The following is a 19,551-nucleotide window of genomic DNA, read 5'->3' on the forward strand; positions in this document are numbered from 1 at the left end:
GGTCAAGTAAACTGGGTATTGCAGGTGATTTTTGATGAAAATAAAAAAGATCGCAATTGTTGGCGCAGGCACGGCCGGTTGGCTGGCAGCCAATCATTTGGGGTATGAACTGCGTGCCGACCCCGATGTTCAAATTGTGGTAATAGAGTCTGCCGATGTGCCGACAATCGGAGTGGGCGAAGGTACCGTACCTTATATTATGAAAGGGTTGGAGCGTTTTGGCATCAATGAAGCGGAATTATTGCTGCAATGCGACACCACTTTTAAGCAAGGCATCAAGTTTGTCAATTGGTTAGACAAAGAGACTCATGGCGATAATCATTTTTATCATCCGTTTGACAGTCCTTATCCGGCTGGTTTCGATATTACATCTTATTGGCTAACCAGGCAGGAGCAGATTCCCTTTGATGATGTTGGGATTCAGGCTAGATTTGCTGAGCTTGGTTTGGCACCAAAAACGCGTCGGTCTGCTAACTATCAGGCGCCGCTGGCTTATGCTTATCATTTTAATGCGCTAAAATTTGCAGCCCTATTAGCTAAAAATGCCCGACAACGTTATGGAGTTCAGCATCAGGTTGCTACAGTAACTGGCGCCAAACTTGATGACCAAGGCTTGATTCGTTGTTTGACAACCCGCGATGGCACTGAGCTTACCTTTGACTTTTATGTGGATTGCAGTGGTTTTTCATCAGTGCTAATTGATAAAACCTTGCAGGTGCCTTTTATCAGCAAAGCTGATCAGTTACTCACCGATCGTGTCTTGGTACAACAGGTACCACTTGAGGCTGATGCAGCATTGCCACCTTATACCACGGCTACGGCACATAGTGCTGGCTGGATTTGGGATATTCCGCTGACAACCCGGCGCGGCACAGGTTTTGTTTATTCCAGTAAACATTTATCAGATGATGACGCGCGCCGGCAATTTGCGGCTTATCTTGGCGTCGATAACACTAGCTTTGCGCCCAGACAAATTTCTATGCCAATTGGCTATCGCTCAACGTTTTGGCAAGGAAATTGTGTGGCTTTAGGGTTGGCACAAGGCTTTGTCGAGCCGCTGGAAGCGACTTCAATTCTGGTAACGGATTTTGCAGCAGAAATGCTGGCGCGGCATTTTCCCCGACGGTATGACGATATTGCCGTTTGCCAGCCATACTTCAATAAGGTGCTGCGTTATGTATGGGATGGAGTTATTGATTTTATCAAACTGCATTATTTTTTGTCAGATCGGCAAGACTCCGCTTTTTGGCAAGAAAACAGAGACGAATCAAAGCTGTCGGAGCAATTAAAAAACCGTTTGGCAATGTTTAGGCTGCGCCCACCGCAACAAAGCGACTTTTTTAGCCGGTTTGATTTGTTTAATGAAAAGAACTTTTTGTATGTCTTGTACGGCATGAAATTTAAAACCAATATACAGCCGCTGACAGCAGATGAAATCAAACAGAGTGAAACGCTGTTGCTTAGCAATCAAAAGTTAGTGCAGGATTCCGGCCGCGATTTTATATTACATCGAACTTGGCTAAAAGATTTACAGCAAGCCGCCGGGTTGCAGGCGGTCATCTGCGCAAAATAGCCTTGCCTATACCTGAATAATTCAAATCTCCGCATTACAAGATGGTGTTGACACTGAGTTTACAGCTGTCCATGGCTGCTTTGGCTTTATTCCTGACCTGTAACCGATAAGGGGGTTGCACTGGTGCTGTTAACTGCTCCGCGAGCCGACTGGGCTGCCGCAGTGCGATAGCTCACCAGTTTTGCACCCCAGCGCCTTAGGTACTCAAAGCCGAGTAAACAAATACCTACCGCTAATGTGGATAACATTATGCCGATGAAGCCTAAGCTGGCGCGCTCGGAATGCATGGTCCAGAAAAACTGAAGCACACATAAAAACGCCACGACTAACAAAGTGGGTTTACGGCCAATCAGCGCGACGATAAATACCCCCAGCGGCGCACCAAGTGCTACCACCGGCGCTGCCGCCAGCCAGTTTTCAAATACGCCAGGCTGCATACCTGTAGTGAGGTTTTTTACGATAACGCCCAGCACTGAGGTGAACGCCATAATGATTACTGAGGTAGGGATGGCGATTTTTAAATCGGTACGGCACAACAACACTAATGCGGTATACAGCACCATATCTATGCCAACGCCGGTAACCGAAGCCACCGCAGCACCTGCCAGTAAACCAATCCAGCAGCCGACTTTAAAATCCCATTTCTCGTTAAATTCTGTCATGCCGTTGTGGCCGGCAATCTCGTTAACCCGGTACAGATGCAAAATGCCGAAACTGGCCCACACCACAGCAAACACCAGCTTGATCCACAAACCAGGAATATAAGGGGCTATTAACCAGATCCCCAGTGGCGTGCCAATTAAGCTGCCAAGCATAGCGCCTTTAAGCATGGCCCAGGCAATGGGTTGGCGCCGCGCCAGAATAAAAATACTGGCGCTGGTCATGCCAATGGCTTGCACGGCAAAGCTGAAATCGCGCCCCAGGGTGGCAGGTAACTCAAACAGCAACACTAAAACAGGAAAGCCAACGGTACCGCCACCCATAGGTGTAGAGCCGGCGGCATAACTGCCTATGGCCATTGCCACAGCTATTGGCCAATGTGCTTTCGCCTCTGGCCAGTAGCCCAAGCCGATAACTAAATATAGCCAAACAGCATAAAAACCGACCAGCCAGAGCAACCACACCCACAAATGTTGTTTCAATTGTTGCTGCATTTGCTGCTCCTGACGGCTATCTGCTGCTGTTATAACGGTGTTTTGCTAACTATACCAGTCGAGCAAGATTGTAGCCTAAACTCGGCATACTGCTAGCCAGATGACAGCGATGTCAATAGCGACATGCTGGTTTGGTTGTCTCAGTGGCCATTATATAACTTAGCGCAATTTTGCCATGGTTCAGCTGTTGATCCGGCGCGCAACTTAGCGCATGATAAGGCCGCGCAGCTGATGGCAGCAGGGTTTACCTGCCTGGCATAATGCACACTGCCAGCAGCACTATTATTATCCAAGAACAGAATGAAAGAGCAGTTTATGACTTCTACCCCTAAAGTTGTGCCGTTAAATAAAGATCAGCACGCCAAAACCAAGATTAATAATAACAATGCCTTTGCCCATATTAGCAATGAGCATATGTTGCCTGTAGTAGTGCACGAATTTGTGGTTGCCGGTGCCGAGTTTCCGGTAGTGTTTATTAAAAATCAGGACGTACTGCAGCCTGTCGCATTGTTGGGGCTAAACGCGCGGCAAAACCTGTTTATCAAAGAAGAACAATGGCAGGCACACTATGTACCACGTGCTGTGCGCAATTATCCGCTGGTATTGGTAAAAGATAATACGCCTGAGGGTGAGCGTCTGATGGTTGCACTGGACGAAGCGTCAAGCCGCGTTGGCCAGGACGACGGTAATGCGTTGTTTAACGATGATGGCAGTGAAAGTGAATTTCTGACCTTCCGTAAACAGCAAATGGCAGAATATCTCGACATGGGTATGGTTACCCGCAACTTTATCGACAAATTACAAAGCCTGGATTTGATTAAAGAGCAGGTGTTAACGCTGACGATTAAAGGTGAAGAGCGTCGTATCACGGGTATTTATCTGGTTGATGAAGCTAAACTGGCCGAGCTGTCGGATGAGCAGTTCCTTGAACTGCGTAAAAACGGCTTTTTAACCGCTATTTATGCTCAGCTGATGTCGTTGCAGCATACACAAAAGTTGATAAAGAAAATTGCTGAGGCCAGCTAAATAATGTTGTGGCGCATTGCCTGATTCTGCTTACTGCGATAAAAAAACCCGGTTTTGCCGGGTTTTTTACGTGTTAGTTAGCAGTGTTGACCTCTGCCCGGGTGGTGTTGAGAGCAACCTCGCGGCTTGTTACGTTACCTGCTCTGCTGCGCAGCAGTACAGACTGGGTGGGTAAAATACTCTGGCCTGTGTAGTCTTGCCAGTTAACGCCATTATCGAGGCTGTATTCGACTGTTAACCCAGGCAACGCCGTATTGACGGCTAATGTGTTTTGCTGCCAGCGAGCTCCCGGTGGCGGCAAATAGAAGGCGCTGCCAAGTTGTGCCAGCCGGGGTAATTCGTGCTGCACCACTCTGTTTGAAAAGCCGCGCCAGTCGGTCAGCCTGGTTTTGTGATCATTATGTTTCTCCCAGCCTGCTTTGTGCCAGGCGCGTTCTGCCAGCGCCAATAAACGCGGGTAGATCATCTGCTCTAGTTGTTCGGCCGTGCGAATGGTTTCAGTCCAAACCTGGCCCTGAATACCCACTACATTTTGCGGTTTTTGCAAGGCGGGGAGCGCGCGGCCAAGTAGTTTTTCCAAGTCAGTTATTTTGCTGCCATCACGGGTGGTCGTAGCGTTAGCATACAAATTGTCGGGCATAAAACCAAATACAGTGTCGATACCGGTATAGCGGGTGGCCCAGTAGTAACCGCGTTCTTGTGGGTGAGCCTCATGTGGATGATCAAAATACAGGTGCGTACCCGGTGACAAAATTACCTGATAGCCATTATTAGCCAGCCGGTAAGCGCGGTCAGCAACACCCCATTCCCAGATGTTGTCCCAGGCGTTGGCTAAAATGCGCGGGTTGTCTAATTGAGTGCGTTCAAAGGTATTTAGCTTGTCGTACATTAAACCATCTTCCCAACCAGCCAGGGCCAAACCCCTGCTGGCAGTCAGTTCGGCCAGCTTACGGACGAAATACGGTTTAAGATCGGCAACACCACTTACGCCATTGCCTGGCTGATTAAACAGCTGTTGGCATGCGGTCGACTGTTGCCAGGCGCCATCGGCAACCTCGTCGCCACCCATATGAAAAATACGCAATGTCTGGCCGGCCTGACGATACATTTGTTGCAGCTCGTAGACTACTTTGTCGACAAAGACATAGGTTGACGGTAAGCAAACATTGGCAGCGTTGTCGGTATAGTTTTGTACGCTAATATACTCTGAACTATCGCCAGGTTCGGCTAGCAAAAAGGCGCGGGCAGCGTCGGTTTGTCCCTGTGCCATCAGACGGTTATAGCGCGCGTTCATCGCAACTATTGCCGCTCTGGCATGGCCTGGCAGGTCAATTTCCGGGATCACTTCTATATGGCGTTCACCAGCGTAGCGCAAAATGTCGATAAAATCGGCCGTGCTGTAATAGCCATTACCCGAACCTTGTTTGTGAGGGCCGGTGCCAAGCTGTGTGAGCAGGCATTGCTGCTCTGTCAGGTCGAAGCAACGAACGGCGCCAACATTGGTGAGCTCTGGCAAGCCGGGGATCTCCAGCCGCCAACCTTCATCCTCAGTCAGGTGTAAATGTAATTTATTTAGCTTATAGCGCGCCATGTTATCAATCAGGCGCAGTGTAACGTCCTTGCCATGAAAATTACGCCCCATGTCATAATGCATACCGCGCCATGCTGCACGCGGCTGATCGGTCACACTACCCTCTGGTAGCACCCAGCTCGCATCCTGCCGGTGTAGTAACGCCAGTAGGGTTTGCACGGCATAAAATACTCCGGCATTGTCTTTACCGTTCAAGCGAATGTGGTTTGCAGACAGGTTAAGCTGATAACCCTCTGCTGCCAGCGGCAATGTTGGTGTTAGGGCCAGTTCAATAACAGGCTGCTTATTGTCCGCGCTGGTGCTGAGATCAAGTCCAAGTTGCAACAGCTGTTGTTGCAGGTACTTGGCTTCCTGGCTGGCTGCACCGGAAAACACCAGTTGCCAGCGGTTGTTCAGTTCGATGCGTCTTTTACCGAAACTAGCTTGCTGCGGTGTCGGGATAATACGAAGTGCGCTATTGTTTAGCGCTTTATCAGTGGCGTTGAGACTAAGGTTGTTTGCATAGCGGCGTTGCGGCGTAACCAGGTTTACCTTGTCCGGGCTACCGAAATTACGTTGCAGTTGTGCGTCGGTAGTCAGCGGCCGGACAAACTGCTGTAAATCTTCAGTATCTGTATTGGCGAACACTTCGGGTTGCAGGTTTGTGCTGACAATAAAAGCGCGCGGCATAAAATCAGAGTAACTGACCAGCCAGGGTGCAGATTCAAACCCAAGCCTTAGTTGCTGCCCCGGTGCCAGGCCAGCAAAATCTTTCGTAGCACTAAGTCGGTGTAAATCACCTTGCACATGCTCAATGCGCACGCCGTGCTGATCTGTGGTGTCGATGCGACGGATCAGATGAAAGTAAATCTGCCAGTCGTGGTTGCCAGCTGGTAGGCCGACAGCAGATTGGTTGTGTAGCTCTATGGCAGCCTGAAAACGGCTGGGCGTGCTCAGCTGATTGGTATCAACAGCAAAATGCAAAGTGGTATGTCTGGCAAAATCGGCCAGTTGTTGTTGGGTCAAGTTTGTTGCCTTAGCCGGCAGGCTGCACAGCACTAGCAGTATGATCAATATTCGCATTGGTTTCCCCCGTTGCTACCGACAGACTACTACCTGTGCCGGAGACAATTTAATTTAGTTGTTAGTTAAGTAAGTGATTGTTTAATAATGTTTTTATCTCTTATTGGTTGCAGATTAGCAAAACTTAAACAGAAAAACTAAGCTGCATTTTTACACAAAGGACTTGTTATTTGTCAGAATTATTATATGCTGATTTTAAAAAATGACAACGCTGTCAATTTTACCGCAAGAAACACTTCGGTACAAGAAAGCAGCAGCCTGCTGGTCAGGCTTTACACAGCAAATGCAATAAGGTGGACAGGATGAATGCAGCACTAATGGCCGATGCGCCTTTGTATCTGGGCATAGATGGCGGTGGTAGTAAATGCCGCGCCATTATAGTGTCGTCAGAGCATAAAGTGCTGGGGGAAGGGTTGTCCGGGCCGGCCAATCCGTTGCGTGGTATGAAAATAGCTACAGACTCTATTTTGGCGGCCACTCAGCAAGCACTGAGTTGCGCAGGGTTGGCGTTTGCCGATATGTCGCGTCTTATTGCTGGTGCGGGTTTGGCAGGTGTCAACGTACCGCAGTATTTTCAGTTGTTGTCTGATTGGCAGCACCCATTTAAAGTGTTGTATCTGACCACAGACTTGCATATTGCCTGCATGGGGGCGCATCAGGGCCAGGATGGGGCCGTGATAATTGTAGGTACCGGTTCCTGTGGTTTGGCTGCAGTAAATGGCGAACTGACAGAGGTGGGCGGTCATGGTTTTCCTTACGGCGATAACGGCAGTGGCGCCTGGTTCGGTATGCAACTGGTGCATAAGGTACTGCTAAGTCTGGATCAACTGGCACCGGCAACAGCAATGAGCAGGTTGCTGCTGCAGGAGCTGGCGGTAAGTGACAGCCTTGGTATCGTGTCGCATTTTATGCATGCCACACCCACTACCTATGCTAAATATGCTCCGCTGGTATTTAGTGCTGCAGAGCAAGGCGACGTTGTTGCGCAACAACTGGTGGTGCAGGGGGCTGATTTTATAGCTGCCATTGCCAGGCGTTTACTTAGCCAGCAGCCGCCGAGGCTGTCATTTATTGGTGGTCTGGCTTATAAGTTATTGCCATATTTACCGCTGGAAGTTCAACAACAGGTTACCCCAGCACAACAAACACCGGAACTCGGGGCGGTTTGGTTTGCCCGTCAACATAGCCAGTCATCTTCAATCAGTGTCGCATAATAGGTAAAGACGTAATGAACAATAGCATTATGGCTGCAGAAGCCAGAGAAACCCCGCAACGCATAGCTGAGCAACTGGCCGCTAACGCAGCGACGGTGCAGCAAGTGGTGCAGCAAATCCGCAGCAGGGCACCTAAGTTTGTTTATATGGTTGGCCGCGGCTCGTCAGACCATGCCGGTGTGTTTGCAAAATATTTAATTGAAATTGAAATAGGTTTGCCGGTTGCAGCGGCGGCACCATCTATTGCCAGCGTGTATAACAAATCGTTGCAGTTGGCTGATGCGTTGGTGCTGGTGATTTCTCAGTCTGGCCGCAGCCCGGATATTTTGGCGCAGGTTGACATGGCTAAGCGCAGCGGTGCCATGGTGGTTGCGCTGGTTAATGATACCACGTCACCGCTGGCCGAACAGGCGCACTTTGTGCTGCCGCTGCATGTCGGCGCTGAAAAAGCGGTGGCAGCAACAAAAAGTTATCTGGCGACGTTAAGTGCTATTTTACAGCTGGTTTCTGCCTGGGCTGGCAATGCCGCATTGCAACAGGCAGTGTTAAATCTGCCACAGCATTTGCAAGCAGCTATTGATGCACCACAACAGCTAAACAGCACTGCGCTGGAGAAAGTAGCTCACCTGGTGGTATTGGGGCGTGGTTTGGGCTACGCCATCTCGCGCGAAATTGCATTAAAATTGAAAGAAGTGTGCGGCATTCACGCCGAAGCGTTTTCAAGTGCTGAGTTTTTGCACGGTCCGGTTACGTTAGTTAAAAACCAGTTCGCTATTGTTGATGTTAGTGTGGAAGACGAAAGTATCAACGCCCATCGCAATCAGGTTGATGATGTCAGAAGTCGCGGTGCTGCTATTGTGCAGCTGCATCATAAGGGGCTGACAGCACATCCGCGCGTGTTACCATTGTTAATTTTGCAGCGTTTCTACCTTGATGTTGAAGTGGTTGCCCGCAGCCGGGGCATTAATCCCGATGCACCACCCGGGCTGAATAAAGTGACAAAAACAGTATAAGCGGATGGTACTACTATAAATGCAGCAGCTAAATGTAAGCCGCCTGTTTGATGGCGAAAAATGGTTCGACAATGTCAGCGTGGTTTTTGAGCGCGGCGTTGTTAAGGCAATTACGCCCGCCAGCGGGCCGGTAATGCAGGGCATGCTGGTGCCTGGTTTTATTGATGTGCAGGTTAATGGCGGCGGCGGTGCCTTATTTAACAGCGCACCAACGCCGCAGACACTGCACACCATGATACAAGCGCACTGCCGCTTTGGCACTACAGCCATGTTGCCGACAGTAATTACCGATGCAATAGAGGTGATGCAAAACGCTGCCGATGCGATTGCGCAAGCAATTTCGGCTAAGCAGCCCGGTATTGTCGGCGTGCATTTTGAAGGCCCGCATTTATCTGTACCTAAAAAAGGCGTGCATCCGCAGCAGTATATTCGCCAGCTTAGTGCGCCCGAGCTTGCGTTATACGGCCGTAATGATTTAGGTGTAAAACTGCTTACGGTGGCACCGGAAAACGTTAGTCCGGCACAAATACGTCAGTTGGTAGAGTTAAATGTGATTGTCTGCCTGGGGCACTCCAACGCCGATTCAGCGACTGTGCAGGCGGCGCTTGACGCCGGTGCCACCGGTTTTACCCATTTATATAATGCGATGTCGCCACTGACCTCGCGTGAACCGGGAATGGTCGGTGTGGCACTGGCCGATCCACACAGTTGGTGTGGTGTTATTTTTGATGGTCATCATATGCATCCGCTGGCCGCCAAAGTGGCGTTGGCGGCCAAGCCTCAAGGTAAGCTGCTAATTGTTACTGATGCCATGTCGCCAGTAGGCACCGATGCCACGGAATTTGATTTGTTTGACGGCAAAGTAATGCGCGATGGCAATAAACTTACCGATGCGCAAGGCCGCCTGGCTGGGTCGGTGTTAGACATGGCAGCTGCGGTGCGCTATGCCATTGAGTCCCTGGACGTTGCGCCTGATGAAGCATTAAGGATGGCTTCGTTGTATCCGGCGCAATTTCTTCATACCGGCCATTTGGGCAAGATAGCCGCCGGTTATCAAGCTGACATGGTATTGCTGGATAACAACTGGCAGGCACTACAGGCCTGGATAGGCGGACAACAGTGTTATAGCACCAGATAACAAAAAATTATCACAATAAATAGAACGGGGAAGGAACATGGAAATGGCTGCTGAACAAACGAAAAGCCGCAACAGCATAATGCCGATGGTAATAGTGGCAATGTTGTTTTTTGTGCTGGGTTTTGCCACCTGGCTAAATGGCTCGCTAATGCCCTATTTGCAGCAAATGCTGCAGTTAACGCCGTTGCAGGCGTCATTGATTATATTTTCGTTTTATATAGCCGTTACTTTTACCGCGTTGCCATCAGCCTGGCTTATCCGCAAAGTTGGCTATAAAAATGGCATGGCGCTGGGCATGGCAACCATGATGCTGGCCGGTTTGCTGTATATTCCAGCGGCACAAACGCAAACCTTTGCGCTGTTTTTGCTGGCACAGTTGGTTATTGGTACTGGCCAGACACTACTGCAAACTGCAGTTAACCCGTATGTGGTTAAAATTGGCCCGGAAGAAACGGCGGCAGTGCGCATTAGTATTATGGGCATTTTAAATAAAACTGCCGGCGTGGTGGCGCCAATAGTGTTTACCGCATTAATGGCAGGCAGCTTTGCTGCTAAGTCAGATGTGGCGCTAACTGCAGAGCAAATTGACACGATGGCGGCAGGTCTGGTTCTGCCTTACCTTGGGCTGGCTGCATTTTTGGGCCTGCTGGCACTGGCCGTAAAATATTCACCACTGCCTGAGCTGGAGAAAGACACTGACAACAGTGGTAACCGTGGCCAGTTAAAAGCTGCACTGGCAAGGCCCAGTTTGGCACTGGGCGTTGTGGCATTGTTTGTTTATGTCGCGGTAGAGGTTATCGCTGGCGATACCATTGGTTTGTTTGCGTTATCGCTTGGGGTAGAGCGATACACCGTGATGACGTCCTACACTATGGCCTGTATGGTGCTGGGCTATATTCTCGGTATAGTACTTATTCCGCGGGTATTGTCACAGCAACGTGCGCTGGCGGTTTCTGCGGTGTTGGGTTTAGTGTTAACACTGGCAATAGTGCTGGGTGACACCAGCTCTTATACCATCGCCAACACCCTACTGGTACCTTTTGGCGGCACGGCCTTGCCTGATACCTTGCTGTTTATTGCAGTACTGGGTTTAGCCAACGCTATTGTCTGGCCGGCGGTATGGCCGCTGGCGCTGTCGGGTCTTGGCAGCCTTACCAGTATTGGTTCAGCACTATTAATAATGGGCATTGCCGGTGGGGCATTCGGGCCGTTATTCTGGGGCCTTGCCAGTGGCACAGGTTTAGGCCAGCAAGGCGCTTACCTTGTAATGCTGCCGTGCTACCTGTTTATTCTGTTTTATGCCGTTAAAGGCCATAAGCTAACTAGCTGGAAATAATGACTGGCGGCCGGTTTTATGCGCTGGACGCATTGCGCGGGCTGGCGATAGCGCTGATGATCCTGGTAAATACACCAGGATCATGGCAGCACGTTTATCAGCCGTTGCTACATGCGCAGTGGGATGGATTTACCTTTGCCGATATTGTGTTTCCGGCGTTTTTGTTTGTTGTTGGCGCCGCCATGTTTTACTCGCTGCGCAGTGCTAAGCCCAATGCCGCAGCCTTCAGTCGCATTGCCAAACGCAGTGCATTGCTTGTTGTCATTGGCATACTGCTAAACTGGTTTCCATTTACGGCAAACCTGGCCGAGCTGCGGCTGCCCGGTGTACTGCAGCGTATAGGCTTGTGTTACGGCATAGCCGCTGTACTGGTACTTTTAATAAAGCGGCATTATCTGCCCTGGTTGGCATTACTAATGTTAGTGCTGTATTGGCTGTTGCTGCAGCTTGGCTCCGTGCAGCCCTTCAGCCTGGAGCACAATCTGGTGCGGCAGCTGGATCTATACCTGCTGGGGGCTAATCATCTGTATCAGGGGTTTGGCGTGGCCTTTGACCCCGAAGGTCTGCTTAGCACTTTACCTGCTGTTACTTCCGTACTACTGGGGTATTACACTGCGCAGCAACTAAGTGAACTCGATGCCCGCGCGGGCGTAAGCTGGCTGTCAGGCGCAGGCTTGGTATTGATAGTGGCGGCGGCATTATGCGACCTGTTCTGGCCGGTAAATAAAGCGTTGTGGAGTGGCAGTTACGTGCTGCTAGCAGGCGGATTATTGTTATGGCTGCTGACTGCTTTGCTGTGGCTAAGCGAGGTGAAGAACCAGCGGTTCATACTGCAACCCTTGGTAACCTACGGCACTAACCCACTGTTTATTTACATTTTATCCTGGCTGTGGGCTGTTATCTTGGGTTTGGTCCCCGTTGGCGACAGCAACCTGTATCAGGCAGGTTTTGCGCTACTAGCGCAGTATTTGCCAGCCAAGCTAGCGTCTTTACTGTTTGCCTTGCTGCATGTGGTGCTGTTTTGGTGGCTATCGCGCGTTCTGTATCAGCGCAATATTATTATCCGCCTGTAGCAAAGGCGGATAATGACATCATATTAATGCTTAAAAGCGGTATTCCCAGGTGACAGCCAGGCTACCGCGTTTAATTTTTAATTCAGGTTGTGGTGATTTATCAAATACCCGACCTTCGATACTCAGCAGGCCGTTAAACAGTGGTTGGCGATATTCGAGCCGCAGTTGCCAGTTGTGTAAGTTGGCGCCAGCCTGAAAAAAGCGGCCGCGCGATAGGGTCGCCGCCCAACTGTAACCGTCAAAGGTTTGATAGCGGTAACCGGCAGATAACACCTGCGCATCGGCACCATAACCACTGCCAATTATCCGGCCATAACGCCGGTATCCCTGTGGATACAGTTCGCTTTCATAAGCGCAGTTACCGGCTTGCGGTCTGCCATCGCAGCGAATATAGCTGTCAGACCATTCCAGGCTTAGCGTATGTACTGCTGTTTCGGTGCCGAAATAACTACGGACACCGTACAGCTGTAACGGTTTAGCAAGCTTGCCGCCACTGTTGTCATCAGCCAGTTCGCCATACAGGCTCAGCGGCCATCCGGCTAGCCGGGTGTGAAAAGTTAAATCAAACGCCGCCATATTATCGGCGTTGTCGTCGCCGTCACTTCGTAACAACAGCATGTCTGCAAAAGCATCCGGGCCATTTTCTAGTGTATCGCCGCCCCATTGGCTAACGCGGGAAATCCCTAACTCTAGTTGTGGCAGCGGTCTGGCGCTAAAGCGTGCTCCAAAGTGTTTGATCTGGCGCGGGCTACTCTTATGCTCGCCCTGGCCCAGATAGCTGGTAAAACTCCATGGGCCGAGCCAGCTAAACAAGCCCACCTCACTGGCTTGCCAGCTATGCCGGCTTAAACGTACGGACGGAATCGGCCTGGCATTATTGCTGAGCAGCAGGCTGGTCTGCTGGCCAGGGCCCCACCAGACAGCTAGCTGATCTACTGCCAGTACCCAGTTTCCTGCAATCAGAGCCAGATAACTACCGTCATAGGTCATGCTCTGTTCGGTGTTGTCTTGTTCCGTATTACGATAATTTAATTGGGTTTTCGCTGCCCAGTTATCACCCAGGTACTCTTTAAATACACTAACGCTGCTTTGCTCAAAATAACTCTCGCCAAAGCTTTGATATAAGGACGGATCTGAACTGGCTTTTAGCTTAACACCGGCAATATAGCTATGCTGGCTGGCATGCAGCGCAGCACGCACATGCGCTAATGCAAAACGTAACTCCGGTATGCTTTGCTCATCAATCTGCGCTAAATCAGCAGCGATATTGTTCCACATTAACGGATAGGTATTAACCGGGCCGCTAATCAGGCCGGCCTGAGATAAGGTTTGCAGCGACTGACGCAGATAGTTATCTGAGGTGTCTACCCAGGGGGCAGCCAACAGTGGTGCGCTGCTGCATAGTAACGCCAATACAGATAAGTTTAATCTCATAGTTTTAATTTGGCTTTCAGCGCAAGTTCGACATGAGCTGGTACAAAGCTTGATACATCGCCACCATGACGACATACCTCTTTAACCAGCGTTGACGAGATAAAAGTATTTTTCTCTGACGGCGTCATAAACACGCTGTCCAATGTTGGGTTTAATTGCCGGTTCATACTGGCCAGTTGAAACTCGTATTCAAAATCGGCCACCGCACGCACACCCCGAATTAGCACTGCCGCAGCTTGCTCTTTAGCAAATTGCGCTAATAAACCGGAAAAGCCAATTACGCTGACATTTTTTATGTCGCTAAAAGCCTGTTGTGCCAGCGCCACCCGTTCAGCTAATGAAAACAGTGGCTGTTTGCTCGGGTTTGCAGCTACACCAACAATGACACTGTCAAACATGCGGGCGGCGCGTTGTACCAAATCAGCATGGCCATTGGTTAAAGGATCAAAAGTGCCGGGGTAAATAGCTATTATTTTCATTGTGTTATTGGCTTTCCTTGGCAAGGCTAACTATGGTTTTTCCCTGCGACTAGAGTTTTTAGTCAATTTGGCGTTACTATAGCAAATTAATTTAGCCAACCATAAGCCTGTTTCGCAGATGGAAAAGAAGCTCAGAACAAAAGATAAAATTCTGCAAGCCAGCATAGAACTGTTTAATCAGATCGGTGAGCGTCAGGTTACCACCAATCATATTGCGGCACATCTGGGTATTAGTCCGGGTAATCTGTACTACCATTTTCGTAATAAAGAAGACATCGTACGGCAAATTTTTAAGGAATATGCCAAGTTGCTTGATACCCGCATTAAACCACCGTCGGATCAGGCGGAAGCGCTCGACGCTTTGGCCTGCTATCTGGATGCAGTGTTTGAACTGATGTGGCGTTTTCATTTTTTTTACGCCAATTTACCGGATATCTTGTCACGCGACCCGGGGTTACAGCAAGATTATCTGCTGGTGCAACAAGGCGTGTTGGCGCGGGTAACCGCTGTACTCAAAGCACTGAAAGCCTCTGGCGTGATCCACATTGACGATGAGGATATAACCGATTTAGCGCACACCATAAAATTGGTTGTTACCTTTTGGATTAGCTATCTGAAAACGCAAGCACCGCAGCAGCAAATTGATAAAGCCAGTGTGTATCAGGGGGTGCTGCAAGTATTATTACTGTTTAAGCCTTATGCCACCGAGCAAGCCAAGCCCAGGATTGCCCGTTTACAACAGCACTACGAAGCGCTGGCATATTAGTGTCAACCTGGTTACTGCTGTAGGCTAAACTTGACAGCAGCAGGTCCAAGCAGTGCGTTATTCTGCGTAAAAGCGCTGCACGGCGTTGGTATAAGCTTTACAATGGCGCCGTTTTTCTGAACCCTCACCCCCGCAACAGGAGGCTTTATGCGCAATGGCGCTTTTCTGCAACATCTACAACAACAACTAGACGATGTGAAAGCAGAAGGTTTATACAAAGCAGAACGCATCATTACGTCACAGCAAAGCGCTGATGTGACTGTTAATGGCACTCAGGTACTGAATTTTTGTGCCAACAACTACTTAGGCCTGGCCAACCACCCCGATTTAATCGCCGCGGCGCAGCAGGGTTTAGCCAGCCATGGCTTTGGCGTGGCGTCGGTGCGCTTTATTTGCGGCACCCAGGACATTCATAAAACGCTGGAGCAAAATATCAGCGCGTTTTTAGGCACTGAAGACACCATTTTGTATTCCTCTTGTTTTGATGCTAACGGCGGCCTGTTCGAAACTATTTTAGGCAGCGATGATGCGGTGATCTCTGATGCGTTAAACCATGCCTCTATTATTGACGGTGTGCGCTTGTGTAAAGCCAAACGTTACCGCTACGCCAACAACGATATGGCTGAGCTTGAAGCTCAGCTAAAACAAGCTGACGCGGATGGTGCACGCTTTAAGCTGATTGCGACCGATGGCGTGTTCTCAATGGATGGCGTAATTGCCGACCTGAAATCAATTTGCGATCTGGCAGACAAGTATGGCGCTATGGTGATGGTTGATGACAGCCATGCGGTGGGCTTTGTTGGCCCAAATGGCCGCGGTACTCACGAATATTGCGATGTTATGAACCGCGTTGACATTGTTACCGGCACCTTGGGCAAAGCCCTGGGTGGCGCTTCTGGCGGTTACACTTCGGGTAAAAAAGAAGTGATCGAATGGCTGCGTCAGCGCTCCCGGCCATATTTATTTTCTAACTCGCTGGCGCCGTCTATTGTTACCGCTTCGATTAAAGTGTTGGACATGCTGGCGCAAGGCGGCGCGCTGCGGGCTAAGCTTTGGGACAACGCCAATTACTTCCGCGAAAAAATGTCGTCGGCAGGCTTTACTCTTGCCGGTAAAGACCATGCCATTATTCCTGTGATGCTGGGCGATGCCAAAGTCGCTGCAGAAATGGCCAAACGCATGCTGGCTGAAGGCATTTACGTGGTGGGCTTTTCGTTCCCGGTGGTGCCAAAAGGTCAGGCGCGCATCCGTACACAAATTTCAGCAGCACATACAACAGAGCAACTGGATAAAGCGATAGATGCCTTTATCCGCATTGGTAAAGACATGGGCGTGATCGCATAAGGGCGGGGCGTGAAAATGAAAGCATTAGCAAAGTTAAAAGCTGAACCGGGTATCTGGCAAACTGAGGTAGACAAGCCAATAGTGGGCCCGAATGATGTGTTAATCCGCATTAAAAAAACCGCCATTTGTGGCACTGACGTACACATTTATAAATGGGATGAGTGGGCGCAAAACACTATCCCTCATGGCATGGTGGTAGGTCATGAATATGTCGGTGTTATAGAAGGCATGGGCTCAGAAGTGCGCGGCTTTAACATTGGTGACCGTGTATCCGGCGAAGGCCATATTACCTGCGGCCACTGTCGCAACTGCCGCGCTGGCCGGGTGCATTTGTGCCGTAACACCACGGGTGTAGGGGTTAACCGTGCCGGATCGTTTGCAGAATATCTGGTTATTCCGGCGTATAACGCTTTTAAACTGGCGGATAATATTCCGGATAATATTGCGGCTATTTTTGACCCGTTTGGCAATGCGGTGCATACCGCCTTGTCGTTTGATTTAGTGGGTGAGGACGTGCTTATCACCGGTGCGGGCCCTATTGGCATTATGGCGGCAGCGGTGGCACGCCACGTGGGTGCCCGCCATGTTGTAATAACCGATGTTAATCCGTACCGGCTGGAGTTGGCACTGAAAATGGGCGCTACCCGTGCAGTGGATGTCAGCAAGCAAAATTTGCAAGACGTGATGGCAGAGTTGGGTATGACAGAGGGCTTTGATGTCGGCCTGGAGATGTCTGGTGTACCGGCGGCATTTCGCAGCATGCTGGATACGATGAACCACGGCGGAAAAATTGCCATGCTGGGTATTCCGCCGTCAGACATGGCGGTAGACTGGAATAAAGTGATATTTAAAGGCTTGGTTATCAAAGGCATTTACGGCCGCGAAATGTTTGACACCTGGTACAAGATGGCAAGCTTAATTCAGTCAGGGCTGGATCTTACGCCAATGGTAACGCACGAGTTACCTATGGAACGCTTCCAGGAAGGTTTTGACATTATGTGCTCGGGCCAATCGGGTAAAGTGGTACTTAATTGGTCTTGATATTCTGACGTTAGTTAGACATCACAGAAAAAAGGTGAACCCGGGTTCGCCTTTTTTCCGTCTGCTTTTTTTACAGTAATCGTTTTATAACTAATCATGTGACAACAGAAAGTTGAAAGCAACTGAATAATAGCGGTTTATATGTTTGGTTTGCTTTATGCATATTTTTTTAGGTGGTTGCTAAATGCTTTAATAACAAAACAGATGCACACCACCTGGCTCTCACGTTACTGCGCAAACAATAAGCTTAGCCCTAGATAAGCTGACCTATACTAAACAGGTTGTCGACAATGCTAATAAGCAGGAACTTAGGTGTGTTCACAATCAGATTTATCCAGATTAGCTTCAATCAGCGGCGATGTTGGCTGCTCTTTGTAATATTGATCGCAGGTATTTCAGACCGTGCTGCTGCAGCAACACAGCAGTCTCCCACTTTAACCTTTGCTAATGCCAGCCTGCTTGTCGTGATATCACTGACAGTATGCGCTACTTTGCTGGCGTTACTGGCGGTAATAATTGTTAAATTTCGTCGTACCGCGACGGCACTGCGCGCCGTTATCGATCAACATGCTTTGACCGAGCAGCAGTTAATGCAGCGGAACCAGGAGTTGTTGCAGATGGCAACTACCGATCTGCTGACCGGCTTATCCAATCGCCGTGCCATTTTACAACGGGCACAGACTGAAATTCGTCGTGCCAGCCGTTACCATAAAGATCTGGCCGTACTGATGCTAGACATAGACCATTTTAAACAAATAAACGACCAGTTCGGCCATGCTGCGGGTGATAAAGTGCTGATTGAATTCGCCGCCTTGTGCCAGCAAAGTATCCGCGACACTGATTTAGCCGGCCGCTACGGCGGCGAGGAGTTTTTTATTCTGTTGCCGGAAATCGATTTAAAAACAGCTATTTTGTCGGCTGATCGTATCCGGATAAAAGTAGCAGAGCATAGGTTTGTACTAAACGATGGCAGCAGTTTAACGGTTAGCTGTAGCATCGGTATTGCTATGTACCTGCCCGAGCAGGACGATTTAGATAAACTGTTGCTGCGCGCCGACCAGGCGCTATACCAGGCTAAACGTCAGGGGCGTAATCGTTGCTGCGTTCAACATGATAGTTATGCTGACAATTAAAAAACCTTCTCCCTGTCATATTACTGCAATAAAAGTGCAGCAAACTATAGCCAACTAAAGATCGGACAACCGAGGAATGATGATGAAACTAAATACTCTTAATGCTGTGCTGTTAGCTGTTGGTGTGCTGAGCGCCTCAGCTCAGGCACAAAGCAGCCGTGACACAATTCAAATTGCTGGTTCATCAACTGTGCTGCCATTTTCATCTGTAGTTGCTGAAGAGTTTGGCAATAACTTTGCTCAGTTCCGCACCCCGGTAGTGGGCTCTGGTGGTTCTTCAGGTGGTTTACGCCAATTTTGTCAAGGCGTAGGGGCTAACACTATCGATGTCGCTAATTCATCGCGTAAAATCCGGCCAAATGAAGTCGAAGCCTGTAAAGCTAATGGCGTAAAAGAAATCATTGAAGTAAAAATTGGTTACGACGGCATAGTGTTTGCCTCGCGTACCGATGCGGCCGTATTCAAATTGGAACCTATACATGTATTTTTAGCCCAGGCGGCCCAGGTTCCACAAAACGGTGCCATGGTAAATAACCCATACACACGCTGGAACCAGATTGACAAAAATTTACCAGATCAGGAAATATTGCTGGCGATTCCAGGCTCAAACCACGGTACCCGCGAAGTCTATGAAGAAAAAGCCGTAATTATTGGCTGTAAAACGCTGGCTGAAGTTAAAGCCATGGATAAAGATGCAGCACACAAATTCTGTACCGCTATGCGCACCGACGGCCGTGTGGTAGAAATTGCCGGTGACTACACCGAAACGCTGGCACGGTTACAGGCACAAAAAGATGCTATTGGTGTGTTTGGTTTAAGTTTTTACGAATCCAACCGTGACCGTATTAAAGTTGCCACTATGTCAGGTGTGGAACCCACTCAGGATACCATTATCTCTGGCGAATATCCGGTATCACGTCCGCTGTTTATCTACGTTAAAGGTGCGCATATCGGCGTTATTCCTGGTCTACAGGAATATGCCCTGTTCCATGTTAGCGAAGGTATGTCAGGTTTTGGTAGTGTATTAGAAAGTGCCGGCTTAATTCCGCTGGCAGATGACGAACGCGCAGAAATAACACAGAGCATCCGATTGAAAAAGTCGCTATAATCTGTGTGCTGTGAACAAGGGAACCTGCAAAGGTTCTCTTTTTTTGCATTGCATTTGTCATAAAAG

Annotated in this window: 16 protein-coding genes; 12 read left to right on the top strand and 4 right to left on the bottom strand. The window is 49.4% G+C overall.

What is annotated here, in order from left to right; genetic code table 11:
- Nucleotides 1–34: 34 nt before the first annotated feature.
- Nucleotides 35–1,573, top strand: coding sequence for a tryptophan halogenase family protein (locus ACYVIC_RS09055; RefSeq protein WP_460859225.1), 1,539 nt, complete (start codon nucleotides 35–37; stop codon nucleotides 1,571–1,573).
- A gap of 86 nt (nucleotides 1,574–1,659) precedes the next feature.
- Here ACYVIC_RS09055 and ACYVIC_RS09060 read toward each other — a convergent pair whose 3' ends face one another.
- Nucleotides 1,660–2,727, bottom strand: coding sequence for a sulfite exporter TauE/SafE family protein (locus ACYVIC_RS09060; protein WP_460859226.1), 1,068 nt, complete (start codon nucleotides 2,725–2,727; stop codon nucleotides 1,660–1,662).
- Nucleotides 2,728–3,042: 315 nt separating this feature from the next.
- Between ACYVIC_RS09060 and ACYVIC_RS09065 the strand changes: the two genes are divergently transcribed.
- Nucleotides 3,043–3,753 carry a SapC family protein gene (locus ACYVIC_RS09065; protein ID WP_460859228.1) on the top strand — a complete coding sequence of 237 codons (711 nt, stop codon included), beginning with the start codon at nucleotides 3,043–3,045 and terminating at the stop codon, nucleotides 3,751–3,753.
- Nucleotides 3,754–3,826: 73 nt separating this feature from the next.
- On the opposite strand, the gene ACYVIC_RS09070 is transcribed toward ACYVIC_RS09065, so the two are convergent.
- Nucleotides 3,827–6,406, bottom strand: a complete 2,580-nt coding sequence (locus ACYVIC_RS09070; RefSeq protein ID WP_460859229.1) for a family 20 glycosylhydrolase — start codon at nucleotides 6,404–6,406, stop codon at nucleotides 3,827–3,829.
- A gap of 302 nt (nucleotides 6,407–6,708) precedes the next feature.
- On the opposite strand from ACYVIC_RS09070, the gene nagK reads away from it, so the two are divergent.
- From nagK to ACYVIC_RS09095, 5 genes are read left to right on the top strand one after another with little or no spacing between them, the layout of a single operon-like run.
- Nucleotides 6,709–7,620 carry an N-acetylglucosamine kinase gene (gene nagK / locus ACYVIC_RS09075; protein ID WP_460859230.1) on the top strand — a complete coding sequence of 304 codons (912 nt, stop codon included), beginning with the start codon at nucleotides 6,709–6,711 and terminating at the stop codon, nucleotides 7,618–7,620.
- Nucleotides 7,621–7,634: 14 nt separating this feature from the next.
- Nucleotides 7,635–8,633, top strand: coding sequence for a glucosamine-6-phosphate deaminase NagB-II (gene nagB-II, locus ACYVIC_RS09080; protein ID WP_460859233.1), 999 nt, complete (start codon nucleotides 7,635–7,637; stop codon nucleotides 8,631–8,633).
- A gap of 19 nt (nucleotides 8,634–8,652) precedes the next feature.
- Nucleotides 8,653–9,771, top strand: a complete 1,119-nt coding sequence (gene nagA / locus ACYVIC_RS09085) for an N-acetylglucosamine-6-phosphate deacetylase (RefSeq protein ID WP_460859235.1) — start codon at nucleotides 8,653–8,655, stop codon at nucleotides 9,769–9,771.
- 43 nt (nucleotides 9,772–9,814) lie between these two features.
- Nucleotides 9,815–11,107, top strand: a complete 1,293-nt coding sequence (gene nagP / locus ACYVIC_RS09090) for an N-acetylglucosamine MFS transporter NagP (protein WP_460859236.1) — start codon at nucleotides 9,815–9,817, stop codon at nucleotides 11,105–11,107.
- Nucleotides 11,107–12,180, top strand: a complete 1,074-nt coding sequence (locus tag ACYVIC_RS09095) for an acyltransferase family protein (protein WP_460859238.1) — start codon at nucleotides 11,107–11,109, stop codon at nucleotides 12,178–12,180. Before nagP ends, ACYVIC_RS09095 begins: the two co-directional genes overlap by 1 nt.
- Before the next feature lie 30 nt (nucleotides 12,181–12,210).
- Here ACYVIC_RS09095 and ACYVIC_RS09100 read toward each other — a convergent pair whose 3' ends face one another.
- A complete protein-coding gene (locus ACYVIC_RS09100; protein WP_460859239.1) occupies nucleotides 12,211–13,614 on the bottom strand; it encodes a capsule assembly Wzi family protein in 1,404 nt (467 codons plus the stop codon).
- The gene (coaD, locus tag ACYVIC_RS09105; protein ID WP_460859241.1) at nucleotides 13,611–14,093 is read right to left on the bottom strand and encodes a pantetheine-phosphate adenylyltransferase; all 483 of its coding nucleotides are present in this window, start codon (nucleotides 14,091–14,093) and stop codon (nucleotides 13,611–13,613) included. Before coaD ends, ACYVIC_RS09100 begins: the two co-directional genes overlap by 4 nt.
- A 118-nt stretch (nucleotides 14,094–14,211) precedes the next feature.
- On the opposite strand from coaD, the gene ACYVIC_RS09110 reads away from it, so the two are divergent.
- From ACYVIC_RS09110 to ACYVIC_RS09130, 5 genes are all read left to right on the top strand, one after another.
- Nucleotides 14,212–14,859, top strand: a complete 648-nt coding sequence (locus tag ACYVIC_RS09110) for a TetR/AcrR family transcriptional regulator (protein ID WP_460859243.1) — start codon at nucleotides 14,212–14,214, stop codon at nucleotides 14,857–14,859.
- 147 nt (nucleotides 14,860–15,006) lie between these two features.
- On the top strand, nucleotides 15,007–16,203 hold the full coding sequence (locus ACYVIC_RS09115) for a glycine C-acetyltransferase (RefSeq protein ID WP_460859245.1): 1,197 nt from the start codon (nucleotides 15,007–15,009) through the stop codon (nucleotides 16,201–16,203).
- Nucleotides 16,204–16,218: 15 nt separating this feature from the next.
- A complete protein-coding gene (tdh, locus tag ACYVIC_RS09120) occupies nucleotides 16,219–17,244 on the top strand; it encodes an L-threonine 3-dehydrogenase (protein WP_460859247.1) in 1,026 nt (341 codons plus the stop codon).
- 314 nt (nucleotides 17,245–17,558) lie between these two features.
- Nucleotides 17,559–18,377, top strand: coding sequence for a GGDEF domain-containing protein (locus tag ACYVIC_RS09125; protein WP_460859248.1), 819 nt, complete (start codon nucleotides 17,559–17,561; stop codon nucleotides 18,375–18,377).
- Nucleotides 18,378–18,459: 82 nt separating this feature from the next.
- Nucleotides 18,460–19,485 (top strand): substrate-binding domain-containing protein, encoded by a 1,026-nt coding sequence (locus ACYVIC_RS09130; RefSeq protein WP_460859250.1) that lies wholly within the window; start codon nucleotides 18,460–18,462, stop codon nucleotides 19,483–19,485.
- Nucleotides 19,486–19,551: the final 66 nt, after the last annotated feature.

This window comes from Rheinheimera gaetbuli (assembly GCF_054781935.1).